Origin of the sequence: Streptomyces sp. NPDC050164 (genome assembly GCF_044459945.1) — a bacterium.
In the GTDB taxonomy this organism is placed as follows: Bacteria; Actinomycetota; Actinomycetes; order Streptomycetales; family Streptomycetaceae; genus Streptomyces; species Streptomyces coeruleorubidus_A.
Window position 1 is genome coordinate 289,310 of record NZ_JBITJK010000001.1, and the last position, 24,531, is coordinate 313,840.

Sequence of the window (24,531 nt, forward strand, 5' to 3'; positions counted from 1 at the left end):
TGCTCACTGATCCGTCCAATGCATGGATCGGCCATAATCGTTCCCATGGCGCATCAACACAGCTCAACGGCTCGGCTGTCACCATCCAGTGACACAGAAGACATGACGGAGATGTCGAAGGTGCTGGCCCCCCGCCTCGCGTACTTCGCCGGCGTCGCCCGCACCGAGCACGTCACCCGCGCCGCCCAGGAGATGAACGTCCCCCAGTCGACCCTCTCCCGGGCCATGGCCCGCCTGGAGCAGGACCTCGGCGTGGACCTCTTCGCCCGCCACGGCCGCACGGTCTCCCTCACCCCGGCCGGGCGCACCTTCCTCACCTCCGTCGAGCGCGCCCTGGCCGAGGTCGAGCGCGCCGCCGAGGAGGTGCGGGCCGACGCCGACCCCGCCACCGGCAAGGTCGCCTTCGGTTTCCTGCACACCATGGGCGCCGAGACGGTCCCGGGTCTCCTCCAGGCCTTCCGCGCCGACCATCCGCGCGTCCGCTTCAGCCTCGTCCAGAACTACGGCGAGGCCATGCTCGAACGCCTCCGCGCCGGCGAACTGGACCTGTGCCTGACGTCCCCCGTCCCCGACGCCCCCGACCTGGTGGCCCGCCGCCTCGACGAACAGAAGCTCCGCCTGGTCGTCCCCGCGGACCACTCCCTCGCGGGCCGCCGCCGCATCCGCCTCGCCGAGGCCGCGGACGAAATGTTCGTCACCCTGGAGCCCGGCTACGGCCTCCGCCGTATCACCGACGACCTCTGCCAGGAGGCCGGTTTCAAGCCCCGCATCGCCTTCGAGGGAGAGGAGGCGGAAACCCTGCGGGGCCTGGTGGCAGCGGGCCTGGGAGTAGCCCTCCTGCCCCCACCGGCGGTCCCGCGCCCTGGCGTGGTCGAACTGACGGTCACCGCCCCCCGAGCAGCCCGCGAGATCGGCGTGGCCTGGCTGGAAGGCCACCCGGACACACCCCCGGTAGCAGCGTTCAAGAAGTTCTTGCTTTCAAGGAGGGGAAGTCTTCTGGCCTGAGGGGCGCGGCGCTGTGTTCAATATGCGGCTCCGCCGCGGGGGCGCGACCAGCCACAGACCACCCGCACTCCCAAAACCACAGGCACCTCAAGCGGCGCTACCGCCTCGAAGGACTGAACCCCGCGGCCAACGGCATCCGCAACCCCAACGGCGGCGGCGCGGCGAACGCATCCCGCACGGGCCGGGACACGGCCCGCCCGAACAAGGCCCCCATCACGAAGTCCTCGGCCAGCGCGAGCACTTCGTCCCGGTACTGACTCAACCCGTGCCCGTCCGCGTGCACTTCGAACCGGCACACATCCCGATTCGCCTTCTTCACCCGCGCCGCCAGCCGGAACGACAACTCGGGATCCGTCCGCTCGTCGTTCGTGCCGTGCACGATCAGCACCTGCCTCCCCACCAGCTGTTTCACCGGTTCGGGTGGCGCGGCCACATCCTCCTCCGGCAGCCAGGGAGCGAGCGCCAGCACGGAGTTGACGGCCTCGTGCCCACCCGCCCGCAACCCGGCCCGGCCGCCCATGCCGATGCCGGCGAGGCAGACGGGAACGTCTCCGTAACGCCGTACGACCTCCTCGGCCGCCCAGGCCGCGTCGACCGCGAGGTTGGCCTCGCTGCCGTTCCAGCCGCGGTAGCGGTAGTGCACCACGTGCGTGACGAGCCCCTCGTCCCGGCCCGCGCGGGCCAGGCGGCGCCCCAGGGCGCGTACGGAGGCGGTCGCCACCATGGGGGACGGCCTGCGGCGGGAGACCTCGTCGCCGCCGGGGAGCAGCAGCACCACGCCGCTCACCGCCGACGGATCCGGACCGAATGTCCTGCCCAGCCGGGCCCTGCGAACCGGCGTCGGTTGGTGTGCCATGACAGAACAGTGTCAGAAGCTCGGGTGTACTCGACCCGTCCTTGGGGTCACCGTTACGTATCGACGGAAACGTAAAGGACACGAGGACGCGCCATCTACGCGCGTAGGAGTTAGAGTGCGGAAATGACGAGCCAGACCATCGCGAACACCCCGACACCGGACCAGATCCACCGGGCGCCCAAGGTTCTGCTGCACGACCACCTCGACGGCGGACTGCGCCCCGGCACGATCGTCGAACTCGCCCACGCGACCGGCTACTCCCAGCTCCCCGACACCGACCCGGAGAAGCTCGGCGTCTGGTTCCGCGAGGCCGCCGACTCCGGTTCTCTGGAGCGGTACTTGGAGACTTTCTCCCACACCGTCGGCGTCATGCAGACCCGCGACGCCCTGGTGCGGGTCGCCGCCGAGTGCGCCGAGGACCTCGCCGAGGACGGCGTCGTCTACGCCGAGGTGCGCTACGCCCCCGAGCAGCACCTGGAGGGCGGGCTGAGCCTCGAAGAGGTCGTCGAGGCCGTCAACGAGGGCTTCCGGGAAGGGGAGCGCCGCGCCCGGGACAAGGGCCTGCGCATCCGCGTCGGTGCCCTGCTCACCGCCATGCGGCACGCGGCCCGCGCCCTGGAGATCGCCGAACTCGCCAACCGCTACCGGGACCTGGGCGTCGTCGGCTTCGACATCGCCGGTGCCGAGGCCGGCTACCCGCCCACCCGGCACCTCGACGCCTTCGAGTACCTCAAGCGCGAGAACAACCACTTCACCATCCACGCCGGCGAGGCCTTCGGGCTGCCCTCGATCTGGCAGGCCCTCCAGTGGTGCGGCGCCGACCGGCTCGGGCACGGGGTGCGGATCATCGACGACATCCAGGTCCACGAGGACGGCAGGGTCGAACTCGGGCGGCTCGCCTCGTACGTCCGGGACAAGCGCATCCCGCTGGAGCTGTGTCCGAGCTCCAACCTCCAGACCGGGGCGGCGGCCTCGTACGCCGAGCACCCCATCGGACTGCTGCGCCGGCTGCATTTCCGTGCCACGGTCAACACGGACAATCGTCTTATGTCGCACACCAGCATGAGCCGGGAATTCGCGCACCTGGTCGAGGCGTTCGGTTATACGCTCGATGACATGCAATGGTTTTCTGTCAATGCTATGAAGTCGGCGTTCATTCCTTTCGATGAACGGCTGGCCATGATCAATGACGTGATCAAGCCCGGATATGCCGAGCTGAAATCCGAATGGCTGTTCCGGCAGACCGCCTCCACCAGCGGTTCTTCGTCTTCGGAGGGCTGATCCGAGGGATATCGGCACACAGGGAATGCGGGCGGTGTTCACAATCCGTCCGCATTCCGATGTTTGCGACGGATGGCGCCGCGTGATTACGGTCGCTGGACCGCTCACACACCCCATCATCCCATTATGAGGACGCATTTCATGAAGCAGTCTGCTGCCAAGTCCCTCGGTGTCGCCGCTCTCGGTGCCGCCTTCGCCGCCGCCGGTGCGGGCGCCGCCAACGCCGCCCCGGCCGTCCCGGACACCACCCAGACGCTGGAGACGGTCACCCAGGCGCTCCCGGCGGAGCAGCTCTCCCAGACGCTGCCGGGTACGGGCGAGGTGCTGGGCCAGGGGCAGACGGCGACCGGTACCGGTCTGGCCGCCGCCCAGCCGGTCGCCGAGCAGCTGCTCGCCGAGGGCCCGACCGGGTCGGCCGGCAAGCTGCTCGGGGGTGTGCCGGTGGAGGGCCTGCCCGCGCACGGCCTGCCGGTGAACGGCGCTCCGGTCGGCTGAACCTCCCACCCGGGCGGACCACACACCGATGGGGCGCACCCCCGGACACAGGGTGCGCCCCATCGGCGTTTTCACGTACAGGTCGTTACCAGGCCGTCTGTGCCTTGTTCTGCACCTTGCTCTCCGAGGGCAGCAGGATCCACATCGCGATGTACAGCAGGAACTGCGGACCGGGCAGCAGGCAGGAGACCAGGAAGATCACCCGCATCGTCGTCGCGGAGGTGCCGAAGCGCTGTGCCAGCGCGGCGCACACTCCGCCGATCATGCGGCCGTGGGTGGGACGGGCGAGGCGGGACATGTGCGGCTCCTTCGTGAGGCGTCGGTGTGAGGTCTCTCGTCCGAGTACCCCATCTGCACTCCACGCTACGGAGACGAAGGGGGCAAAGCGTCGCTCCACGGGGCGATCCCGACCCTGGGAATCGTCGGGGTCCGACCCTGAGCCGGCTCCTCGGAGGGAAGGGGCGTACCGGGAGGGCGCGCGGTGGTGCGGCGGCGCAGCCAGGAGCGGCCGGCGGGGACGAGCGCGAGATGCGCGAGGGCCACGCCCGCGGTGTTCAGGAACAGCGAGTCGACGTCGACGACCTGACCGGGAACGCCGGTCTGGAGCAGTTCGATGCCCAGCGACAGCAGGGCACCGGCCGTGACGGTGCGCAGCAGGGACGCCAGCGGCGAGACGACCAGTCTGCCGCTCACGGTGGGCAGCAGCACGCCCAGCGGGGCGAGCAGGGCCAGCTTCTCGCCGATGTGACGGGCCGCCTCGGGCCAGCCCAGGGCGAGATCGGCCCGGATGCCGTCGAACGGCCGCAGATTGGCGGGCATCACCCAGGGCACGTCCAGCGGCCGCAGCGTGAACCAGGCGACGAACGCGAGGTGTGCGACGAGGAGGACACCTCCTGTCACACGGATGCGGAACGCGGCGCTGCCGCCGATGGAGCCTTGACGCTGCACGACCCCCTAGACGCGGCCTCCGGCGGAATCGGTTCCTGGATGCCCCCGGTACGCCTGTGAGGCATGCGCCACAGCCCGGCGGAGTCCCGGCCCGCTCACTCCCCGGCCACGTCCTTGGACGGCGGTTCCTTGCTGCCCGGGCGGGCCCGTACCTCGTCGGTGCACTCCCAGCGGCGCGGGGGCTCGGCGCCGGGGCCGCCCAGGACCACGGAGCCGTCGCCCTCGGCGGCCGCCGAGTCGGCGAAGGTGCAGACGATCTGGGCGAGGGCGTAGGAGGTGAGGCTGTCCGGCGCCATGCTCAGCCGCAGCGTGTCCTCCGGATCGCCGGGCCGTGCCCCGCCCACGGTGATGCCGCCGCGTACGTCCGTGCCGTAGCCGGCCTCCTTCTCGGCGGGCGACGGCCGCATCGCGAGCTGGTCCAGAAGGCCCTGCGCCACCAGCATGCGCCGCTCGGAGTCGGCCGCGCCGTCCGGGACCCGTACGGTCCGGTCGACGGTCACCAGCGACGACCCGCACAGCAGGAACACCTGCACCGGCAGCCCCCGGGCGGTCTGCTTCGACACGTCCGGCTCGGCGAGCGAACAGCGCACCCGCGAGGGCGCGGGCCCGAAGTTCGTCGGCACCTCCGTGGCCCGGATCCCGCAGCCGGCGAGCAGCAGGGCGAGCATGGACACGGCACCGACCCGGGCCCTGGACACGAGACGTGTGGTCATCAGGCCTCCCCCTTCGAGCCCTCGCCCCGGTCCTGGGCGGTGTCGTCCTCGTGCTTCCGCTCGCCCTCGGCGGGCTGTTCCCCCGGCGCGTAGGTGTGGCGCGGGAGGCGCAGGGTGAACACCGCGCCCGAGTCGGGCGAGTTGGCCGCGGTGATCTCGCCGCCGTGGATGTGGGCGTTCTCCAGGGCGATGGACAGGCCCAGGCCGCTGCCCTCGGAGCGCGGCCGGGAGGCGCTGGCCTTGTAGAAGCGGTCGAAGACGTGCGGCAGGACGTCCTCGGGGATGCCGGGCCCGTGGTCCTGCACCTCGATGACGATCGAGTCGTCGGCCTCGCGGACGGACACCCGCACCGGGGAGCCGCCGTGCTTGAGCGCGTTGCCGATCAGGTTGGCCAGGATGACGTCCAGACGGCGCGGATCGAGGCGGGCGTGGATGCCGCGCTCGGCGTCCAGCTCGACCGCGTCCAGCCAGGCGCGGGCGTCGATGCACGCGGTGATCTGGTCGGCGATGTCGACGTCGTCCAGGACGAGCCGGGCCGTGCCCGCGTCGAAGCGGGTGACCTCCATCAGGTTCTCGACCAGGTCGTTCAGCCGCCGCGTCTCGCTGACCACCAGCCGGACGGCGGGCTCGATCATCGGGTCCATGCTGCCGGTCTCCGCCTCCAGCTCCTCCTCCAGCACCTCCGTCACGGCGGTGATGGCGGTGAGCGGCGTACGCAGCTCATGGCTCATGTCGGCCACGAACCGCCGGGACGCCTCGTCCCGCGCGGCCATGTCGGCGACCCGTTTCTCCAGTGCCTCGGCCGCCTTGTTGAACGTCCGTGACAGGTCGGCGAGTTCGTCGGTCCCGGACACCCGGAGCCGGGTGTCCAGCTTGCCCTCCCCGAGCCGCCGCGCGGCCGCCCCGAGCCGCTGCACCGGCTTCAGCACGGTCGTCGCGGCGGCCTGCGCGAGCAGCGCCGAGCCGACCAGTGCCAGCCCCGTGGCGATCCCCAGCGACCAGGCCAGCGAGTTGAGATCCTTCGCCTCCGGCTCCAGTGACTTCAGCATGTACCCGGTCGGACCACCGCCGATCACCCGCGTCCCGGCCACGAGGTACGGCGTGTCGTGGTCGACGACCCGCTGCCAGTACAGGTGGTGCGGGTGCTTGTCGGCCCCGTCGGCCTTCTGCGTCTTGTTCACCGCCGTGCGCAGCGAGACCGGCACGTCCTGCAGCGAGAAGCCGCTCAGCCCGCCGGAGCTGCCGAAGACGGTCCTGCCGTCGGCGTTGCTCGCGACCAGCAGCACGCTGAAGCGCTGGTCACTGCCCGCCATCTGGCCCGCGGTGTGCTGGAGCTCGTCCTGGGTCGGCTGCTCGGGCAGCGCACCCGCCCGGTTCTGCATCTCCTGCTCGAAGTCGCGCAGCACTGCGTCCTGGGCGCGAGTGAGCACGGCCTCGCGGTTGAGCCAGTACGCGATGCCGGACGCGGACACGGCGGCCGTCAGCGCCACCAGGCCGAAGACGACGACCAGCCTCAGCCGCAGGCTCGTGAAGCGCAGCCGCGACAGAACTCCCTTGCGCGCCGCGGTCCAGCCGCGGTCCCCCCCTTGGTGGTGCCGCTGTGTCACTGAGGCGGATCCAGCCGGTAGCCGACACCACGCACGGTACGGATCAGCGTCGGGGACGACGGCACGTCCTCGACCTTGGCGCGCAGCCGCTGGACACAGGCGTCCACCAGCCGCGAGTCGCCCAGGTAGTCGTGCTCCCACACCAGCCGCAGCAGCTGCTGCCGGGACAGCGCCTGCCCCGGCCGCCGGCTCAGCTCCAGCAGCAGCCGCAGCTCGGTCGGCGTCAGCTGGAGGTCCTCGCCGTTCTTCGTCACGGTCATCGCCGAGCGGTCGATGACGAGGCTGCCGAACGTCGCCGCGTCGTTGGACTCCCGCTCGCCGCGCCGCAGCACGGCCCGGATCCGGGCGTCCAGCACCCGCCCCTGCACCGGCTTGACGACATAGTCGTCGGCGCCGGACTCCAGCCCGACGACCACGTCGATGTCGTCGCTGCGCGCGGTGAGCAGGATGATCGGCAACTGGTCCGTGCGCCGGATGCGCCGGCACACCTCGAACCCGTCGATGCCGGGCAGCATCACGTCCAGCACGATCAGATCCGGGCGCTGCTCGCGCAGCAGCTTCAGACCGTCCTCACCACTGGCAGCGGTCGCCACCCGGTGACCCTGGCGCGTCAGTGAGAGCTCCAGGGCCGTCCGGATGGCGTCGTCGTCCTCGATCAGCAACAGGGAAGGCACGGGCTCATTCTGGCCCATGGAGGGGTCGGGGTTCGACCTGTGGGCCGAGATGGTCGCCGCACCTACCGCCGACGCCTGTGTACGAGGCGTGTCCGCCATGTGGCCGAGCCCTGTGACAGGTCTGTGACAGTCGGCGGACACGGCCATGAAAGTGCCGCGGCAAGCTTTTCGGCACAAGCAGGAAAGCCCGCCCGGCCGGCGGGCCGCACACCGGAAGTCCACGACGGGGGGCGCGAGATGAACACGCTGCACGGCACCAGCACCAGCGCAGTGATCACGCGTCTGCACGACGTGAGCCGGGGTTCCGAGAAGTCCGGTGCCGTGAGCGGGCGGGGGTGCGCTCGCGGCACCGGGCGTCAGCACACCGCGTTCATGACGGTGGTTGACGCACACACGGGGGAGAGCAAGGGGACGGGGGCGGCTCACGGGGGAGCTGCGTACAGGGAGGACTCGGGGGAGCGCCGCTCGCTGTCGGAGGCGGAGTTCACCGCCTACGTCCAGGAGCGCCGCGCCTCCCTGTACGCCACCGCCTACCACCTCACCGGAGACCGCTTCGAGGCCGAGGACCTGCTCCAGAGCGCGCTGTTCTCGACGTACAGGGCGTGGGACCGGATCAGTGACAAGGCGGCGGTCGGCGGATACCTCCGCCGCACCATGACCAACCTGCACATCAGCGCCTGGCGGCGCCGCAAGCTCAACGAGTACCCGACCGAGGAACTGCCGGAGACGCCCGGCGACACGGACGCGATGCGCGGCACGGAACTGCGCGCGGTCCTGTGGCAGGCGCTGGCCCGGCTGCCCGAGCTCCAGCGCACCATGCTGGTCCTGCGCTACTACGAGGGCCGCACGGACCCGGAGATCGCGGAGATCCTCGACATCAGTGTCGGCACGGTGAAGTCCAGCATCTGGCGGTCGCTCCGCCGGCTGCGCGAGGACGAGGTCCTCAGCTTCGGCCGTGACGAGGAGGACGCCTTCGGCGAGCTCGTCGCCTGAGGCTGGGGGGAAGCACCAAAAGGGGCCCACGGGGGAACTGCGGAGACGCTGGGGGGCGTCTCCTCAGGAGAGTGGGGGAACTCGGGGGAGGACAACGGGGGAGCACAAGAGCGGGACTGGAGGGCAGGGGGGTCCATCCGGTCCCGCTTTCTTTTGTTCCTCTGTTCGTCCCTCAGGCCGCTGTACGCAGGCTCGCGCACCGGCCCGCCGCCGCGGCCGCCAGCCGCCCCATCGCCTCGTCGCGGTCGCAGGCATGAGCGCCCAGCGCGGTCTGGCGGGCGACGATCGAGCGCTCCTGACGCATCAGACGCCAGCCACGGCGCAGCAGGAACGGCACCGACTTGCGGCCCTCCTTCAGATCTCGCAGGAAGCGGCGGCGGAACGTCTTCACCGGGCCACGGCTCAGGCACAGCGCGTCGGCGAGGACGCCGAGCTCCTGGCAGCGCGTGACGATCTCCGCGGCGAAGATGCCCTCCGCGATGAACAGCGGGGTCCGCCCGATGTCCACCGTCTCCGTGCCCGTGCGGGCGCTGAGTGCGATGTCGTAGACGGGGACGTCCGTACGGCCCGAGCGGCACAGCCGGGTGATCGCGGCGACGGCCGTGTCAGCGTCCCACGACTCCGGATGGTCCCAGTCGATGTCCGAACTGCCCGCCACCAGCGGCAGCGTCGGGTCGTCGCCCTCCTTGTAGAAGTCGTCGAGCCGCAGCACCGGGAGGCCGGAGCGGGCCGCGAGGAGGGACTTGCCGGAGCCGGAAGGGCCGCAGAGCAGCACGACTCGCGTCGGTATGGGCAGAGGGGAACTCACGGGACACCAGTGTGAGGCATCCATCGGGGGCCGCACGACCCCGCGGGTCGCCTTTGAAGCGCGCGTCACACCTCGACTACCTTTTGCGTCGAATCGTGCCCTGGCCGTCCTCGCGACCGCGGGAATGGCGCTGCGAGCGGGTACGGCGACGGCCGCCGCGGACACCGACTCGGTCCCTGGGCATGGTCAACACCCGCCCCACCTCCCTCGGCAAGATCGACCCCAGTCCGGCCTCCAGGCCACGACCGGCACGCTCGGCTACGTCACCGGCCCGGTCGCGGGCCTCAAGCCCAACCCGCTCGCGAGTACCGGAGTCGACCCGCTCGACAACGGCGTCGGCACCAAGCTCGCCGACTTCCAGCCGATGACGCCCCGGGCGCTGACGGGGCCGGTGGCGCAGGCGTAGTCGATCGAGAGCATCCCGGTGGTGGGGCAGGCGGCGGGGCTGCTGTCGCCGTAGGGCTTGTGCGGCGACGAGCGCGCACGAGAGAAGCCCCGGCCCTCCCGGACGGAGGAGGGCCGGGGCTTTTCGCTGTGAGGGGCGTCTAGTACGAGGAACCGGACGCGCCCAGTGACCCCGTGGGGTGCCAGACCGTCTTGGTCTCCAGGAACGCCGTCAGACGGTCGATGCCAGGAGTCTCCGTGTAATCCACAGGCTGTGGACGGAGGACGCGCTTGAGGTTGTCGGCCGCGGCGATCTCCAGTTCCTTCGCGAGGACCTCGTCGGCGCCCGCGAGGTCGATCGCGTTGACGTCCTGGTGGGCTGCCAGTGGGGTCGCGATCTCCGCCGTGCGGCCCGACAGGACGTTGACCACGCCGCCGGGGACGTCCGAGGTGGCCAGCACCTCGGCGAGGGACAGCGCGGGGAGCGGGGACTTCTCGCTCGCCACCACGACCGCCGTGTTGCCGGTCGCGATCACCGGGGCGAGCACCGACACCAGGCCCAGGAAGGACGACTCCTGAGGGGCCAGGACCGCGACCACGCCCGTCGGCTCGGGGGAGGAGAGATTGAAGAACGGACCCGCCACCGGGTTGCCGCCGCCGACCACCTGGGCGATCTTGTCGGTCCAGCCCGCGTACCAGACCCAGCGGTCGATCGTGGCGTCCACGACCGTCGCCGCCTTGGACTTCGACAGCCCCTCGGCGTCGGCCACCTCACGCGTGAACTGGTCGCGGCCGCCCTCCAGCATCTCCGCGACGCGGTAGAGGACCTGGCCGCGGTTGTACGCCGTCGCGCCGGACCAGCCGCCGAACGCCTTGCGGGCGGCCACTACCGCGTCACGGGCGTCCTTGCGGCTCGCCAGCGGCGCGTTCGCCAGCCACTTGCCCTTCGAGTCCGTCACCTCGTACACCCGGCCGCTCTCGGAACGCGGGAACTTCCCGCCGACGTACAGCTTGTAGGTCTTCAGGACGGTGAGCCGATCAGACATCGAGGTACGCCTCCAGGCCGTGGCGGCCGCCCTCGCGGCCGAAGCCCGACTCCTTGTAACCGCCGAACGGCGAGGTCGGGTCGAACTTGTTGAACGTGTTGGACCAGACGACACCCGCGCGGAGCTTGTTCGCGACCGCCAGGATGCGGGAGCCCTTCTCCGTCCAGATGCCGGCGGAGAGGCCGTACGGCGTGTTGTTGGCCTTGGCGACCGCCTCGTCCGGGGTGCGGAAGGTCAGGACCGACAGCACCGGGCCGAAGATCTCGTCGCGGGCGATGGTGTGCGCCTGGGTGACGTTCGTGAAGAGCGTCGGGGCGAACCAGTAGCCGCTTTCGGGCAGTTCGCAGGCCGGCGACCAGCGCTCGGCGCCCTCCGCCTCGCCCTGGTCGACGAGGGAGGTGATGCGCGTGAGCTGTTCCTCGGAGTTGATCGCGCCGATGTCGGTGTTCTTGTCGAGGGGGTCGCCGAGGCGGAGGGTGGACAAGCGCCGCTTCAGGGACTCCAGCAGCTCGTCCTGGATCGACTCCTGGACCAGCAGGCGGCTGCCCGCGCAGCAGACCTGGCCCTGGTTGAAGAAGATGCCGTTGACGATGCCCTCGACGGCCTGGTCCACGGGTGCGTCGTCGAAGACGATGTTGGCGCCCTTGCCGCCCAGTTCGAGCGTGACCTTCTTGCGGGTGCCGGCGACCGTGCGGGCGATCTCCTTGCCGACGGCCGTGGAGCCGGTGAAGGCGACCTTGTTCACGTCCGGGTGGGCCACCAGCGCCGCGCCCGTGCCGCCGTAGCCGGGGAGGATGTTGACGACCCCCTTCGGCAGGCCCGCCTGGCGGCAGATGTCCGCGAAGAAGAGCGCCGAGAGGGGCGTGGTCTCGGCCGGCTTCAGCACGACCGTGTTGCCGGTGGCGAGGGCGGGCGCGATCTTCCACGCCAGCATCAGCAGCGGGAAGTTCCAGGGGATGACCTGGCCCGCCACGCCCAGCGGCCGCGGGCTCGCGCCGAAGCCGGCGTGGTCGAGCTTGTCGGCCCAGCCGGCGTAGTAGAAGAAGTGCGCGGCGACCAGGGGGAGGTCCGCGTCGCGGGTCTCCTTGATCGGCTTGCCGTTGTCGAGGGTTTCGAGGACGGCGAGCTCGCGGGAGCGCTCCTGGATGATCCGCGCGATGCGGAACAGGTACTTGGCGCGCTCCGAGCCGGGCAGCGCCGACCACTTCTCGAAGGCCTTGCGGGCGGCCTGCACCGCGCGGTCGACGTCCGCCTCGCCGGCCTGGGCGATCTCGGAGAGGACCTCCTCGGTGCTCGGCGAGACCGTCTTGAAGACCTTGCCGTCGGTCGCCTCCACGAACTCGCCGTCGATGAACAGGCCGTACGAGGGCGCGATGTCGACGATCGAGCGAGACTCTGGGGCCGGGGCGTATTCGAATACCGATGACACGTTTTCCCTGTTCATGGGGCTCAGTCCACCGTCACGTAGTCGGGGCCGGAGTAGCGGCCGGTGGCCAGCTTCTGGCGCTGCATCAGCAGGTCGTTCAGCAGCGAGGAGGCGCCGAAGCGGAACCAGTGGTTGTCCAGCCAGTCCCCGCCGGCGGTCTCGTTGACCAGGACGAGGAACTTGATGGCGTCCTTGGAGGTGCGGATGCCGCCGGCCGGCTTCACGCCGACCTGGATGCCGGTCTGTGCTCGGAAGTCACGTACCGCCTCCAGCATGAGGAGCGTGTTCGCCGGGGTCGCGTTGACGGCGACCTTTCCGGTGGACGTCTTGATGAAGTCCGCGCCGGCCAGCATCCCGAGCCAGCTCGCGCGGCGGATGTTGTCGTACGTCGACAGCTCGCCCGTCTCGAAGATGACCTTCAGGCGCGCGGAGGTGCCGCAGGCCTCCTTCACGGCGATGATCTCGTCGTACACCTTCAAGTATCGGCCCGCGAGGAACGCCCCGCGGTCGATGACCATGTCGATCTCGTCGGCGCCCGCGGCGACGGCCTCGCGGACGTCGGCCAGCTTGACGGTGAGCGGGGCGCGGCCGGCCGGGAACGCCGTGGCGACGGAGGCGACCTTCACGCCGGAGCCGGCGACGGCCTCCTTGGCCACGGCCACCATGTCGGGGTAGACGCAGACCGCGGCCGTCGTGGGCGTCGTACGGTCGGTCGGGTCGGGCCGGACCGCCTTCGCGCCGAGCGCCCGGACCTTGCCCGGGGTGTCCGCGCCTTCCAGCGTCGTCAGGTCGACCATCGAGATGGCGAGGTCGATGGCGTAGGCCTTCGCGGTCGTCTTGATCGAACGGGTACCGAGGGAGGCCGCACGCCCCTCCAGACCGACCGCGTCGACGCCGGGGAGCCCGTGGAGGAAGCGGCGCAGCGCGCTGTCGGACGCGGTGACGTCCTTGAGGGGGTGAGCTGCGGTGAGTGCAGAACTGGGCATGGTCACCAGACGAGCATATCTACGCGCGTAGCGGCTGTACAGCCCCCGGGTTTGCTCGGGTGGGGTGAGGGTGGCCGGCATACGGTCCGGCAGAATCGAGGCATGACGAGCCCCGAGTCCCAGTCGCCCGCGCCGCAGCCTCCGGAGCCCGAGTCCAAGGACCGGGTGTACCGGTCGGTTCCGGCCATCGCCGGTGGCGTGCTGCTGCTCGCCATCGCCGGGTGGCTCGGCATCGACGCGGTGATCTCGGGCGAGGGGCGCACGCCGTGGATGGCGCTCGCCGTGCTGATCCTGATCGTGCCGCTGGTCGTCGCCTTCACGCTGCGGCCCGCGGTGTACGCGGGCGACGACCGGCTGCGCATCCGCAACCCGTTCCGCGTCATCGTGCTGCCCTGGGGGCAGGTCGCCTCGCTGAAGTCCGCCTACTCGAACGAGGTCCTCACCGAGTCCGGCGCGAAGTACCAGCTGTGGGCCGTCCCCGTCTCGCTGCGCGCCCGCAAGAAGGCCGCCCGGAGTGAGATGCGGGCGACCGCGCAGGCGCGGCGGGAGATGGGCCGGGACGAGGGGCGCGGCAGTGCGCTCGGGATGCGTGCGGGGCTGGGACAGGGCCTTGGTGGAGGCCCGGTGTCGGACGGGCCCGTGCGGGCGGAGACCGACCGGATCATGGATGAGCTGCGGGGGCTGCACGAGGCGCGGCACCGGGCGGAGACGGCGCAGGGGGAGGTGACCGTTCGGTGGGCCTACGAGGTGGTGGGGCCGGCGGTTGCGGGGGCGCTGTTGGTGTTGATTCTGCTGGTGGTGGGCTGACGGGTCGGCTCCGGGGCCTGGTGGGGGGCCGCCGGGGGCCGGTTCCGTCAGTGCCGGGCGGCCGGCTCGTCCAGCGGCCTCGTCGTCGTGGGTGAGTGCCCGGAAAATCTGTGGAGCCGGGGTGGCCCCGGCGCCTACGTTCGGGGGATGAGTACTCGTACCTTCGGGTCACCGTGCGTGGCGTCTTCGACGGGCTGAGCGCCGAGCAGCGGGCCGGGCTGCTGGAGCGTGCCGCTGAGCACGACGTGCTGCGCGCGGCCTTCACGCCCGAGGGCAGCCTCACGTACGACGTGGCCGTGCGGCCCGCCTTCACCTTCCGCTACCTGGACTCCGGGGAGGCGGAGGAGGACATCCTCGAGGCGACCGAGCGGGCCGAGGAGGCCGCGCGGGCCTGGCTGGACCAGCGCGGGTACGGCCACAAGAACGTCAACTACCCGTCGCTAAAGCGACGGGCTTGCACAACGGGCGCCACTGGCTGTGGTTCTGCGTTTGCGTCCTGCCCCTCCGGCCGACTTCGCGGTGGGGCTGGGGCCGTTGACTGGGCCCCGCGTCGCCACAACTCCCACGCGCGGGCGCGGATGTTGCGGGAGCCGTTCCGGTCCGCGTGCGCAACGACGCCGCAGGACCGGCACGCGAACCAGGCCTGGGAGACCCGGTTCGCCCTGTCGATGTGACCGCACTCGGCACAGATACGGGAGGTGTACGCCGGATCGACGTGCACGACCGGGACCCCGGCCTTGCGGGCCTTGTACGTGATGAACTGCCCCAGCTGGTGAAAGGACCAGCTGGTGTGGGCGGCCCGTTGGGGCTTCCTCAGCCGTACCCGCTCGCGGATGCCCGTGAGGTCTTCAAGGGCGATTCCCCGACCGGTGCGTTCAGCCTCGGCCACCACATGCTTCGCGATCTTGTGGTTGATGTCCTTCGCCCGCCGTGCTTCCTTACGGCGGCGTTTCTTCAGCCGCCGCCTTGCAGAGGGCGTGTTCTTCTTCTGGAGCTTGGTGCGCAGGCCGCGCTCGCGGACCCGGATCCGGTTGAGCTCACGCCCGGCCATGATCTCGCCGTCCGAGGTGGTGGCGATGTTCACAATGCCCAGGTCGATACCGAGGAAGTCCACCGGATCTGTGTTCGGCTCAGCCTCGGGGACGTCGCACGTGGCGTTCAGGAACCACATGCCGTCCCTGTGCACGAGATCGGACTCGCCCCTGCGGTACAGCGCGAGCGTGGCCAGCTGCTCGACAGATGCCGTGAAAGCCACGTTCTTCATCCGCTCGCCGGTGGTCCAGACCGACACCGTCCGCCCGGCGATCTGCCACGACAGCATCCGGTCGTCATAGGGCTGAGCACCAAAGGGGCGGAAGGCAACGGGCTTCCGCGTGGCACGGCGGTAGCGCGCTGAGCCGGGACGACCCAGACGGCCCGCCCTCAGGTTCGCCTTCAGCGTGGCATACGCGTCACAGGTCTTCTTGATCGTGTGCTGGGCCGCCTGAGCACCCAGGTTCCAACGCGACTTGACCTGCTCGTAGGTGAGCTTGCGCAGAGCGAAGTTCTTGAACTCCCCACGCTCGAAGGCGACCCCGCTCACCCAGGTGGCAGCCTCATTGCAGGCATGCAGGGTCGCCTCCAGAGCCGCCGCCTGCACGGCCGTCGGCAGCAGCCTGACCTGCACCACCAGCTTCACGATCAGCGATCGTAGACACCCGCACGACACCCCGCCACATGTTCCCCACCGCTCACCCCATCGAGTGACCCGCGCGCACCTTGTCCTGACGCGCCGGGTCCCGAGTGATACCCGGCCGCTACGCGGCCGGGCAGACACAGCGATACCGCGGCGCTCCGCGCCGCGAGCCCGAAGATGCGATTACTCCCGGGGCTGAAGCCCCGGGGTTCCTCGCAAGAACAGGCTGAAGTCATCGGCCGAGGACCTCTCCCAGGCGCCCCTGGGCAAGCGGCAGCGTCGTGAGGCTGCCCGGAAGAGTTCCTGAGTCGTCGTGGGGGCGGTTGTCGCGGGCGCGGGTGTGAATGCGGGTGCCGCGGGTGCCGTCAGATGCCTGCCGCCGCCGACAGGTCGCGCTTGATCGACTCCAGTAGGTCCGTCGCCTGTGCGCGGGCCGCGGGGAGGTCGGCGTGGGTCGCGACCGGGACCACGACCTCCAGGTAGCACTTCAGCTTCGGCTCCGTGCCGCTCGGGCGGACGATCACCCGGGCGCCGTCGAGGGTGTAGCGCAGGCCGTCGGTGGGCGGGAGGGTGTCCGTGCCCCGGGTGAGGTCGTCGGTGCGGGTGATCGGCAGGCCGGCGAGTCGGGTGGGGGGCTGTTCGCGCAGGCGGCGCATCGCGGCCGCGATGAGGGAGAGGTCCTCGACGCGGACCGAGAGCTGGTCCGTGGCGTGCAGGCCGTGTTCCACGGCCAGGTCGTCGAGGAGGTCGAGGAGGGTGCGGCCCTCCTCCTTGAGGTGCGAGGCCAGTTCCGTGATCAGGAGCGCTGCCGTGATGCCGTCCTTGTCGCGTACGCCGTCCGGGTCGACGCAGTAGCCGAGGGCCTCCTCGTAGCCGTAGCGCAGGCCCTCGGCGCGGGCGATCCACTTGAAGCCGGTGAGGGTCTCGACGTGGGGGAGGCCTGCCTTCTCGGCGATACGACCGAGGAGGGAGGACGAGACGATCGACTCCGCGAAGGTGCCGGTCGCTCCGCGGCGGACCAGGTGGGCGGCGAGGAGGGCGCCGACCTCGTCGCCGCGGAGCATGCGCCAGTCGTCGCCGTCCCGCACGGCGACGGCGCAGCGGTCCGCGTCGGGGTCGTTGGCGATGATCAGGTCGGGGGCGGGAGTGGTCGTGCGGGCCTTCGCGAACGCCAGGTCCATCGCGCCGGGCTCCTCCGGGTTGGGGAACGCGACGGTCGGGAAGTCCGGGTCGGGCTCTGCCTGTTCCGTGACGAGGGCCGGTTCCGGGAAGCCGGCGCGGGCGAAGGCGGCGAGGAGGACGTCCTTGCCCACGCCGTGCATCGCCGTGTACACCGTGCGGGCGGTGCGGGGGGAATCCTTGGCGAGTACGGCGTCGGTGCGGGCGAGGTAGGCGTCGAGGACGCTGTCGTCGAGGGTGTCCCAGCCTTCGGTGGGGCGTCGGACGGTGGTCAGGGACGGGATGGCGGCGATCTCTGCCGCGATGTCGATGTCCGCCGGGGGGACGATCTGCGAGCCGTCGCCGAGGTAGACCTTGTAGCCGTTGTCGCGGGGCGGGTTGTGGCTGGCGGTGACCTCTACGCCGGCGACCGCGCCGAGGTGCCTTATCGCGAAGGCGAGGACGGGGGTGGGGAGGGGTCGGGGGAGGACGGCGGCGCGGAGGCCGGCGCCGGTCATGACGGCGGCGGTGTCGCGGGCGAAGTCGGCCGACTTGTGGCGGGCGTCGTAGCCGATGACGACGAGGCCGGCACCCCCTTCGCTCTGAGGGGGACCCTGCTTCTTGAGGTAAGCGGCGAGGCCGGCGGCCGCGCGGATGACGACCGAGCTGTTCATGCGCATGGGGCCGGCGCCGAGTTCGCCGCGGAGGCCGGCGGTGCCGAACTGGAGGGTGCCGCTGAAGCGGGCGGCGAGTTCGGTGTGGTCCTGGGCGTCGATGAGGCGGGCGAGCTCGGTGCGGGTGTCCGGGTCGGGGTCCTCGGTGAGCCACGCCTGGGCCTGTGCGATGAGTTCGTCGTGCACGGTCTGTGTCAGCCTCTCGGTTGTGGGTGGGTGCCGGGGGATGCCTGCGGCGGCGTGTGCGGCTTCGGTGAGGGCTCGTCTCGCGCCTACGCGCGGGCTGTGGGGCGGGGCCGTGCCGGGGGCGTCCGTCCTCGGAACGGCGCGATGGGGTCGGATACCGACTAACCGTCCGTCGACGCGCCAACCGCTGCGGGCGGACACCCCCCGACACGTCCCCTTCCCTGCGCCGGCGGGTGCGGGTCCGCTCAGCTGCGGGCAGTCGTGCCGCTTGGGGCGGCACTGGTGGGTCCGCAGCGGCACCCCGCTCCGCCGGGTTGCGGGCCCACCCGGCTTCAGCAGCGACGCCGGGTTGCCTACAGGCGTCCCAGGACCTGCGCGAGCAGTGAGCCCATCCTCGTCGCGGAGTCGCGGCCGGCCTGGAGGACCTCTTCGTGGTTGAGGGGCTCCCCGGTCATCCCCGCGGCCAGGTTCGTCACCAGGGAGATGCCCAGGACCTCCGCACCCGCCTCGCGCGCGGCGATCGCCTCCAGGACCGTCGACATGCCCACCAGGTCCGCCCCGATGACCCGGGCCATGCGGATCTCGGCCGGTGTCTCGTAGTGCGGGCCGGGGAACTGGGCGTAGACGCCCTCCTCCAGGGTGGGGTCGACCTCCTTGCACAGGGCCCGCAGGCGCGGGGAGTAGAGGTCGGTGAGGTCGACGAAGTTGGCCCCGATGATCGGGGACGTCGCCGTGAGGTTGATGTGGTCGCTGATCAGGACCGGCTGGCCGGGGCGCATGCCCTCGCGCAGGCCGCCGCAGCCGTTGGTGAGGACGATCGTCTTGCAGCCGGCCGACACGGCGGTGCGGACACCGTGGGCGACGGCTGCCACGCCGCGGCCCTCGTAGTAGTGCGTGCGGCCGAGGAAGACGAGGGCGCGCTTGTTGCCGATCCGGTACGAGCGGATCTTGCCTCCGTGGCCCTCGACCGCCGGCGGCGGGAAGCCGGGCAGCTCGGTGACCTGGAGCTCTGCCTCGGGGGCGCCGAGGGCGTCCACGGCCGGGGCCCAGCCGGAGCCCATCACGAGGGCGACGTCGTGGGTCTCGGCGCCCGTGAGTTCGCGCAGGCGGGCCGCGGCGGCGTCGGCGGCGGCGTGGGGGTCGCCCTGGATGTCGTCCGGAAGAAGAGATGCGTTCACGCCGACGAGGGTAGCCGGTGATTGCCTACGCGCGTAGATGGCGGAGCTCACGGGGTGGCGATCGTTGTCTTGTCGTTTCCGACGACAAGGGGGTCAGCAGGGGCGCTTGCGGAGTTCCATCACGTAGTCGTGGGGGGCGCCGGCCGATTCCGCCGCGTCGGCGATCTCGCCCAGGTTGCGGGCGGAGGGCAGGCCGCCCTCGTAGGCGTTGAGGGCGAAGGCCCACGCCTGCTCGTCACCCTCCAGGGTGTGGACCCGTACGCGCGTACGGCGGTAGATGTCGAGCCCCACGCCCTCCCAGCGGTCGAGCGACTCCTCGTCCATGGGGGCGATCTCGTACAGCGCGACGAAGACCTGGCAGACGGGGTCCTCGACGATCGTCGGCAGGGCGCCCTCCCAGCCCATGTGCTCGCCGCCGAAGGTCAGCCGCCACCCGTTCAGCCAGCCGGTGGCGCGCAGCGGCGAGTGCGGGGCGCGGCGGGACATCAGCCGCGCGTCGAGGTTGCCGGCGTACGCGGCGTAGAGCGACATGAGGAGAGCGTACGGCAGGTGCCCCGGGGTCACTCGCGTAACGGAGCCGCATCGGGCGGGCCCCGGGGCGGTGCCACGTTGAGGCGTGCGGGACAATGGAGTACGTGACTCGGATCGTGATCATCGGTGGCGGACCCGGCGGATACGAAGCGGCCCTGGTGGGCGCCCAACTCGGTGCGGAGGTGACCGTCGTCGACTGCGACGGTCTGGGCGGTGCGTCGGTGCTGACCGACTGCGTGCCGTCCAAGACCCTCATCGCCACGGCCGAGGTGATGACCACCTTCGACTCCTCGTACGAGGAGCTGGGGATCATCGTCGCGGACGACACCCCGCCCCTGGAGCAGAGTGCCCGGGTGGTCGGGGTCGACCTGGGGAAGGTCAACCGGCGTGTGAAGCGGCTCGCGCTCGCCCAGTCGCACGACATCACGGCCTCCGTGACGCGTGCCGGGGCGCGTGTGCTGCGCGGGCGCGGGCGGCTGGAGGGCATGCAGGCGCTCGACGGGTCGCGGAAGGTCGTGGTGCGCGCCGCCGACGGGAGTGAAGAGACCCTCACGGCCGACGCGGTGCTCATCGCCACCGGCGGGCACCCCCGTGAGCTGCCCGACGCCCTGCCGGACGGTGAGCGGATCCTGAACTGGACCCAGGTCTACGACCTCGACGAGCTCCCCGAGGAGTTGATCGTGGTCGGGTCGGGTGTGACCGGTGCCGAGTTCGCCGGCGCCTATCAGGCGCTGGGGTCGAAGGTGACGCTCGTGTCGTCGCGGGACCGGGTGCTGCCCGGTGAGGACCCGGACGCGGCCGCCGTGCTGGAGGAGGTCTTCCGGCGGCGCGGAATGAACGTCATGGGGCGTACCCGGGCGCAGTCCGCCAAGCGGGTCGGAGACCGGGTCGAGGTGACCCTCTCCGACGGGCGGGTCATCACCGGGTCGCACTGCCTCATGGCCGTCGGTGCCGTGCCCAACAGCTCGGGCATGGGGCTGGAGGAGGCCGGGGTCAGGCTGCGCGAGTCCGGTCACATCTGGACCGACAAGGTGTCGCGTACGACCGCCCCGGGCGTGTACGCGGCCGGTGACGTGACGGGCGTGTTCGCCCTCGCCTCCGTGGCCGCCATGCAGGGACGTATCGCCATGTACCACTTCCTGGGCGATGCCGTGGCCCCGCTGAACCTGAAGACCGTCTCCTCGAACGTCTTCACCGACCCGGAGATCGCCACCGTCGGCTACACCCAGGCCGACGTCGACGGCGGGAAGATCGACGCCAGGGTCGTGAAGCTGCCGCTGCTGCGCAACCCGCGCGCGAAGATGCAGGGCATCCGCGACGGCTTCGTCAAGATCTTCTGCCGGCCGGGGACCGGGATCGTGGTCGGCGGTGTGGTCGTGGCGCCGCGCGCCTCGGAACTGATCCACCCCATCTCGATCGCGGTCGACAACAATCTGACAGTCGAACAGATTGCGAACGCCTTCACCGTCTATCCCTCGTTGTCGGGCTCGATCGCCGAAGTGGCACGGCAGTTGCACACCCGGAAGGACACCGGCGAGGGCTGAGGCCGGATCCGGCTCCTCGCTGGTCACGGGGCGTGTTCGACCATGCGTACGGCATAGGCGGGCGGACTAGGTCCTATACCACTTCCCGCAGCTCCGTGCGAACATCTTCTGCTATTCAGCGCAAACTGCTGAAAGCAGACGGTCGCTGGCGTTACTGTCAGTTTCGTGTTCGCTGCAGAACGTCGCCAATTGATCCTCGAAATGGTGCGAGCGAACGGGGCTGTGTCGCTCCGTGAGCTCGCCCGCGTCGTCCAGACCTCCGAAGTGACCGTACGGCGGGACGTGCGCGCGCTGGAGGCAGAAGGACTCCTCGACCGCCGGCACGGCGGTGCGGTACTGCCGGGCGGTTTCACGCGGGAGTCCGGCTTTCCGCAGAAGTCTCATCTCGCGACCGCCGAGAAGACCGCCATCGCCGACCTCGCCGCGAATTTCGTGGAGGAGGGCGAGGCGATCGTGGTCGGGGCGGGTACGACGACCCAGGAGCTGGCACGCCGGCTCGCCCGGGTGCCCGGGCTGACCGTCGTCACCAACTCACTGCTGGTCGCACAGGCGCTGGCCCATGCCAACCGGGTCGAGGTCGTGATGACCGGCGGTACGCTCCGCGGCTCGAACTACGCCCTGGTCGGCAGTGGTGCCGAGCAGTCCCTGCACGGGCTGCGGGTGTCGCGGGCGTTCCTGTCCGGGAGCGGTCTGACCGCGGAGCGCGGGCTGTCCACGTCCAACATGCTGTCGGCGTCGGTCGACCGGGCGCTGGTGCAGGCGGCCGCGGAGGTCGTGGTGCTCGCCGACCACACCAAGCTCGGGACGGACACGATGTTCCAGACCGTGCCGACGGATCTCATCACCCGCCTCGTGACGGACGAGCCGCCCGCCCACGACGACCGTGCGGCGACGGAGCTTCAGGCGCTTGCCGATCAGGGAGTGCAGATCGCTGTCGCGGGGGCGCCGGGGGGTTCGGCGGGGGCGGGGAGCCCCGGGGGTGATGCCGTCCCGGCGCGTCAGCAGCGTCGGGATGTGCCGTTGCCCGGGCCGCGGAGGCAGGTGCCGGGGGCGGGGAGTGGGTTGCGGCCGGCCTCGATGCTCGGGGAGCAGAGTCCTGGGACGGAGCGGGCCAGGGTTGCGGATCTGCGGCGGCGTTGAGGGCTGGGCGTCAGTCCAGGTGCTCGGTGTTGTTGCCGGGGCGGGGTGGGGCCGCAGCCGGCGCTGTGGGGTGCCGCTGCGCCCACCCTCCCCCCAAGCTCTCGGCTTCGCTCGAGCAGGGGGGACCCCCATCGCCCCAAGCGGCACGACTGCCCGCAGCTAGGGTCTGTCGTTTGGATCACGCCGCGGACGCGGGGTCTGGCACGCACCTCTGCGGCGTTGTCGTCGGTTGTCGACTCCCCCAAGCTCTCGACTTCGCTCGAGCAAGGGGGGACCCCCATCGCGTCGACGCCCTCCTCCGCCTTGCAGAGGCACGCACCAGACCCCGCTCGCCGGCACCGAGCAGAACAGTCGCTTCCCTGCGACCTGATCCAAACGACAGACCCTAGGCGGCCACGACTGCCCGCAGCCAAGCGGAGACGGAGACAACCCCGGCGCGGCCCCGCTCCGGGGCCGCGCCGTAGGCGTCCGTCCGTTCGACGACGTCAGTCCTTGATCTCGCAGATGGCGGCGCCGGACGTCACCGACGCGCCGATTTCCGCGCTGATGCCCTTGATCGTGCCGGACTTGTGGGCGTTGAGGGGCTGTTCCATCTTCATGGCTTCGAGGACGACGACCAGGTCGCCCTCCTTGACCTCCTGGCCCTCCTCCACCGCGACCTTGACGATGGTGCCCTGCATCGGGGAGGCGAGGGTGTCGCCGGAGGCGAGGGGGCCCGACTTCTTCGCCGCACGGCGCTTGGGCTTGGCGCCGGCCGCGAGGCCGGTGCGCGCCAGGGACATGCCCAGGGACGCGGGGAGGGAGACCTCCAGGCGCTTGCCGCCGACTTCGACGACCACCGTCTCGCGGCCCGGCTCCTCGTCCGCCTCCAAGGCGTCCGCAGCCGCCGCGAAGGGCTTGATCTCGTTGACGAACTCCGTCTCGATCCAGCGGGTGTGGACCGTGAACGGCCCGTCCTGACCGTGCACCTCCGGCGCGAACGCCGAGTCCTTCACCACCGCACGGTGGAACGGGATCGCCGTCGCCATGCCCTCGACCTGGAACTCCTCCAGGGCACGGGCGGCCCGCTCCAGCGCCTCCTTGCGCGTGCGGCCGGTGACGATCAGCTTGGCCAGCAGGGAGTCCCACGCCGGGCCGATGACCGCCCCGGACTCCACGCCCGCGTCCAGCCGCACGCCCGGACCGGACGGCGGGGCGAACGTCGTGACCGTGCCGGGGGCCGGCAGGAAGTTGCGGCCCGGGTCCTCGCCGTTGATGCGGAACTCGAAGGAGTGCCCGCGCAGCGCCGGGTCGTCGTAGCCGAGCTCCTCGCCGTCGGCGATGCGGAACATCTCGCGGACGAGGTCGATGCCGGCGACCTCCTCGGTGACCGGGTGCTCCACCTGTAGGCGGGTGTTGACCTCCAGGAAGGAGATCGTGCCGTCGTTGCCGACGAGGAACTCGACCGTGCCGGCGCCGACGTAGCCGGCCTCCTTCAGGATCGCCTTGGAGGCCGAGTACAGCTCCTGCACCTGCGCGTCGGACAGGAAGGGGGCGGGGGCCTCCTCCACCAGCTTCTGGTGCCGGCGCTGGAGGGAGCAGTCACGCGTGGAGACCACGACCACGTTGCCGTGCTGGTCGGCGAGGCACTGGGTCTCCACGTGGCGGGGCTTGTCGAGGTAGCGCTCGACGAAGCACTCGCCCCGGCCGAAGGCGGCGACGGCCTCGCGGACCGCCGAGTCGTACAGCTCCGGGACCTCTTCCAGCGTCCGCGCGACCTTCAGACCGCGGCCACCGCCACCGAACGCCGCCTTGATGGCGATCGGCAGTCCGTGCTGCTCGGCGAAGGCGACGACCTCGTCCGCGCCGGACACCGGGTCGGGCGTGCCCGCCACCAGCGGGGCGCCCGCGCGCTGCGCGATGTGCCGGGCCGCGACCTTGTCGCCCAGGTCGCGGATCGCCTGCGGGGGCGGGCCGATCCAGATCAGGCCCGCGTCCAGGACCGCCTGCGCGAAGTCCGCGTTCTCGGAGAGGAAGCCGTAGCCGGGGTGGATCGCGTCCGCTCCCGACTCTCGCGCGGCCTTCAGCACCTTCTCGATGTCGAGGTAGCTGGTGCCCGGCGTGTCACCGCCCAGGGCGAACGCCTCATCCGCGGCGCGGACATGCAGAGCGTCCCGGTCGGGGTCGGCGTAGACGGCCACGCTCTTGATGCCGGCATCCCGGCAGGCCCGGGCCACGCGGACAGCGATTTCGCCACGGTTGGCGATGAGCACCTTGCGCACGATGAGGCTCCCTCCTTGAAACAAGCCGAGTTTAGGGACTGCCGACACGGCACTTCGACCCGTCCCCAGTGGTGAGCTTGCCCACACGGAGCGTGATGCGAGGCTCGCTCGACCCGCGAAATCCCTTGTCGCACCGCGGGTACGCAGTACTCCTC

At 70.9% G+C, this 24,531-nt stretch carries 22 protein-coding genes and 2 pseudogenes; 9 read left to right on the forward strand and 15 right to left on the reverse strand.

Annotated elements, in window-relative coordinates:
- Positions 1-45 precede the first annotated feature (45 nt).
- Positions 46-1,005, forward strand: coding sequence for a LysR family transcriptional regulator (locus ACIBNA_RS01375; protein WP_399163229.1), 960 nt, complete (start codon positions 46-48; stop codon positions 1,003-1,005).
- A gap of 97 nt (positions 1,006-1,102) precedes the next feature.
- On the opposite strand, the gene ACIBNA_RS01380 is transcribed toward ACIBNA_RS01375, so the two are convergent.
- Positions 1,103-1,861 carry an alpha/beta hydrolase gene (locus ACIBNA_RS01380; protein ID WP_399163230.1) on the reverse strand — a complete coding sequence of 253 codons (759 nt, stop codon included), beginning with the start codon at positions 1,859-1,861 and terminating at the stop codon, positions 1,103-1,105.
- Between the two features lie 123 nt (positions 1,862-1,984).
- Between ACIBNA_RS01380 and ACIBNA_RS01385 the strand changes: the two genes are divergently transcribed.
- Both ACIBNA_RS01385 and ACIBNA_RS01390 read left to right on the forward strand, forming a co-directional pair.
- Complete coding sequence (locus tag ACIBNA_RS01385; RefSeq protein ID WP_399163231.1) at positions 1,985-3,142, forward strand: adenosine deaminase; 1,158 nt, start codon at positions 1,985-1,987, stop codon at positions 3,140-3,142.
- A 141-nt stretch (positions 3,143-3,283) separates the two neighbouring features.
- Positions 3,284-3,637 carry an ATP-binding protein gene (locus tag ACIBNA_RS01390; RefSeq protein WP_399163232.1) on the forward strand — a complete coding sequence of 118 codons (354 nt, stop codon included), beginning with the start codon at positions 3,284-3,286 and terminating at the stop codon, positions 3,635-3,637.
- A gap of 85 nt (positions 3,638-3,722) precedes the next feature.
- On the opposite strand, the gene ACIBNA_RS01395 is transcribed toward ACIBNA_RS01390, so the two are convergent.
- From ACIBNA_RS01395 to afsQ1, 5 genes are all read right to left on the reverse strand, one after another.
- The gene (locus tag ACIBNA_RS01395) at positions 3,723-3,935 is read right to left on the reverse strand and encodes a PspC domain-containing protein (protein ID WP_399163233.1); all 213 of its coding nucleotides are present in this window, start codon (positions 3,933-3,935) and stop codon (positions 3,723-3,725) included.
- Positions 3,936-4,000: 65 nt separating this feature from the next.
- Entirely contained in the window at positions 4,001-4,585 is a 585-nt protein-coding gene (locus ACIBNA_RS01400) for a VanZ family protein (protein WP_399163234.1), read from the reverse strand.
- A 95-nt stretch (positions 4,586-4,680) separates the two neighbouring features.
- Positions 4,681-5,298: a hypothetical protein gene (locus ACIBNA_RS01405; protein WP_399163235.1), complete on the reverse strand. Its 618-nt coding sequence runs from the start codon at positions 5,296-5,298 to the stop codon at positions 4,681-4,683.
- On the reverse strand, positions 5,298-6,905 hold the full coding sequence (locus tag ACIBNA_RS01410; protein WP_399163236.1) for an ATP-binding protein: 1,608 nt from the start codon (positions 6,903-6,905) through the stop codon (positions 5,298-5,300). The genes ACIBNA_RS01405 and ACIBNA_RS01410 overlap by 1 nt, the downstream gene beginning before the upstream one ends.
- The gene (gene afsQ1 / locus ACIBNA_RS01415; RefSeq protein WP_010048893.1) at positions 6,902-7,579 is read right to left on the reverse strand and encodes a two-component system response regulator AfsQ1; all 678 of its coding nucleotides are present in this window, start codon (positions 7,577-7,579) and stop codon (positions 6,902-6,904) included. Before afsQ1 ends, ACIBNA_RS01410 begins: the two co-directional genes overlap by 4 nt.
- 237 nt (positions 7,580-7,816) lie before the next feature.
- On the opposite strand from afsQ1, the gene ACIBNA_RS01420 reads away from it, so the two are divergent.
- Positions 7,817-8,572, forward strand: a complete 756-nt coding sequence (locus tag ACIBNA_RS01420; protein ID WP_399163237.1) for a SigE family RNA polymerase sigma factor — start codon at positions 7,817-7,819, stop codon at positions 8,570-8,572.
- A 172-nt stretch (positions 8,573-8,744) separates the two neighbouring features.
- Here ACIBNA_RS01420 and ACIBNA_RS01425 read toward each other — a convergent pair whose 3' ends face one another.
- Positions 8,745-9,449 (reverse strand): uridine kinase, encoded by a 705-nt coding sequence (locus ACIBNA_RS01425; RefSeq protein ID WP_399163238.1) that lies wholly within the window; start codon positions 9,447-9,449, stop codon positions 8,745-8,747.
- A 55-nt stretch (positions 9,450-9,504) separates the two neighbouring features.
- Between ACIBNA_RS01425 and ACIBNA_RS01430 the strand changes: the two are divergent.
- Positions 9,505-9,786: pseudogene (locus ACIBNA_RS01430) on the forward strand (hypothetical protein).
- Positions 9,787-9,925: 139 nt separating this feature from the next.
- On the opposite strand, the gene ACIBNA_RS01435 reads toward ACIBNA_RS01430, so the two are convergent.
- Genes ACIBNA_RS01435 through deoC form a run of 3 tightly spaced genes read right to left on the reverse strand, consistent with a single transcriptional unit; the run spans position 9,926 to position 13,222 of the window.
- On the reverse strand, positions 9,926-10,810 hold the full coding sequence (locus tag ACIBNA_RS01435; protein ID WP_399163239.1) for an aldehyde dehydrogenase family protein: 885 nt from the start codon (positions 10,808-10,810) through the stop codon (positions 9,926-9,928).
- Positions 10,803-12,239 (reverse strand): aldehyde dehydrogenase family protein, encoded by a 1,437-nt coding sequence (locus tag ACIBNA_RS01440; protein WP_399163240.1) that lies wholly within the window; start codon positions 12,237-12,239, stop codon positions 10,803-10,805. The genes ACIBNA_RS01435 and ACIBNA_RS01440 overlap by 8 nt, the downstream gene beginning before the upstream one ends.
- A gap of 20 nt (positions 12,240-12,259) precedes the next feature.
- The gene (gene deoC / locus ACIBNA_RS01445) at positions 12,260-13,222 is read right to left on the reverse strand and encodes a deoxyribose-phosphate aldolase (protein ID WP_399163241.1); all 963 of its coding nucleotides are present in this window, start codon (positions 13,220-13,222) and stop codon (positions 12,260-12,262) included.
- Positions 13,223-13,324: 102 nt separating this feature from the next.
- Between deoC and ACIBNA_RS01450 the strand changes: the two genes are divergently transcribed.
- Positions 13,325-14,029: a PH domain-containing protein gene (locus tag ACIBNA_RS01450; protein WP_399163242.1), complete on the forward strand. Its 705-nt coding sequence runs from the start codon at positions 13,325-13,327 to the stop codon at positions 14,027-14,029.
- A gap of 147 nt (positions 14,030-14,176) precedes the next feature.
- A pseudogene (locus tag ACIBNA_RS01455) lies at positions 14,177-14,457 on the forward strand (DUF6204 family protein); the annotation flags it as partial.
- A gap of 2 nt (positions 14,458-14,459) precedes the next feature.
- On the opposite strand, the gene ACIBNA_RS01460 reads toward ACIBNA_RS01455, so the two are convergent.
- The 4 genes from ACIBNA_RS01460 to ACIBNA_RS01475 form a co-directional block, all read right to left on the reverse strand.
- A complete protein-coding gene (locus ACIBNA_RS01460) occupies positions 14,460-15,707 on the reverse strand; it encodes an RNA-guided endonuclease InsQ/TnpB family protein (protein WP_399163243.1) in 1,248 nt (415 codons plus the stop codon).
- A gap of 362 nt (positions 15,708-16,069) precedes the next feature.
- Positions 16,070-17,722 (reverse strand): phospho-sugar mutase, encoded by a 1,653-nt coding sequence (locus ACIBNA_RS01465; RefSeq protein WP_399163244.1) that lies wholly within the window; start codon positions 17,720-17,722, stop codon positions 16,070-16,072.
- A 353-nt stretch (positions 17,723-18,075) separates the two neighbouring features.
- A complete protein-coding gene (locus ACIBNA_RS01470; protein ID WP_020274367.1) occupies positions 18,076-18,900 on the reverse strand; it encodes a purine-nucleoside phosphorylase in 825 nt (274 codons plus the stop codon).
- 93 nt (positions 18,901-18,993) lie between these two features.
- Entirely contained in the window at positions 18,994-19,431 is a 438-nt protein-coding gene (locus ACIBNA_RS01475; protein ID WP_274818823.1) for a gamma-glutamylcyclotransferase, read from the reverse strand.
- Between the two features lie 95 nt (positions 19,432-19,526).
- Here ACIBNA_RS01475 and ACIBNA_RS01480 point away from each other — a divergent pair, with 95 nt between their 5' ends.
- A complete protein-coding gene (locus tag ACIBNA_RS01480; RefSeq protein ID WP_399163245.1) occupies positions 19,527-20,975 on the forward strand; it encodes an NAD(P)H-quinone dehydrogenase in 1,449 nt (482 codons plus the stop codon).
- Positions 20,976-21,140: 165 nt separating this feature from the next.
- On the forward strand, positions 21,141-22,115 hold the full coding sequence (locus tag ACIBNA_RS01485; protein WP_399163246.1) for a DeoR/GlpR family DNA-binding transcription regulator: 975 nt from the start codon (positions 21,141-21,143) through the stop codon (positions 22,113-22,115).
- Positions 22,116-22,600: 485 nt separating this feature from the next.
- On the opposite strand, the gene ACIBNA_RS01490 is transcribed toward ACIBNA_RS01485, so the two are convergent.
- Positions 22,601-24,376 carry an acetyl/propionyl/methylcrotonyl-CoA carboxylase subunit alpha gene (locus tag ACIBNA_RS01490; protein WP_399163247.1) on the reverse strand — a complete coding sequence of 592 codons (1,776 nt, stop codon included), beginning with the start codon at positions 24,374-24,376 and terminating at the stop codon, positions 22,601-22,603.
- Positions 24,377-24,531: the final 155 nt, after the last annotated feature.

Bases quoted from the DNA above. Each gene is read 5' to 3' on its own strand.
- ACIBNA_RS01375 (WP_399163229.1), top strand. From the start codon at position 46: ATGGCGCATCAACACAGCTCAACGGCTCGGCTGTCACCATCCAGTGAC.
- ACIBNA_RS01380 (WP_399163230.1), bottom strand. From the start codon at position 1,861: ATGGCACACCAACCGACGCCGGTTCGCAGGGCCCGGCTGGGCAGGACA.
- ACIBNA_RS01385 (WP_399163231.1), top strand. From the start codon at position 1,985: ATGACGAGCCAGACCATCGCGAACACCCCGACACCGGACCAGATCCAC.
- ACIBNA_RS01390 (WP_399163232.1), top strand. From the start codon at position 3,284: ATGAAGCAGTCTGCTGCCAAGTCCCTCGGTGTCGCCGCTCTCGGTGCC.
- ACIBNA_RS01395 (WP_399163233.1), bottom strand. From the start codon at position 3,935: ATGTCCCGCCTCGCCCGTCCCACCCACGGCCGCATGATCGGCGGAGTG.
- ACIBNA_RS01405 (WP_399163235.1), bottom strand. From the start codon at position 5,298: ATGACCACACGTCTCGTGTCCAGGGCCCGGGTCGGTGCCGTGTCCATG.
- ACIBNA_RS01420 (WP_399163237.1), top strand. From the start codon at position 7,817: ATGAACACGCTGCACGGCACCAGCACCAGCGCAGTGATCACGCGTCTG.
- ACIBNA_RS01435 (WP_399163239.1), bottom strand. From the start codon at position 10,810: ATGTCTGATCGGCTCACCGTCCTGAAGACCTACAAGCTGTACGTCGGC.
- deoC (WP_399163241.1), bottom strand. From the start codon at position 13,222: ATGCCCAGTTCTGCACTCACCGCAGCTCACCCCCTCAAGGACGTCACC.
- ACIBNA_RS01450 (WP_399163242.1), top strand. From the start codon at position 13,325: ATGACGAGCCCCGAGTCCCAGTCGCCCGCGCCGCAGCCTCCGGAGCCC.
- ACIBNA_RS01475 (WP_274818823.1), bottom strand. From the start codon at position 19,431: ATGTCGCTCTACGCCGCGTACGCCGGCAACCTCGACGCGCGGCTGATG.
- ACIBNA_RS01480 (WP_399163245.1), top strand. From the start codon at position 19,527: ATGGAGTACGTGACTCGGATCGTGATCATCGGTGGCGGACCCGGCGGA.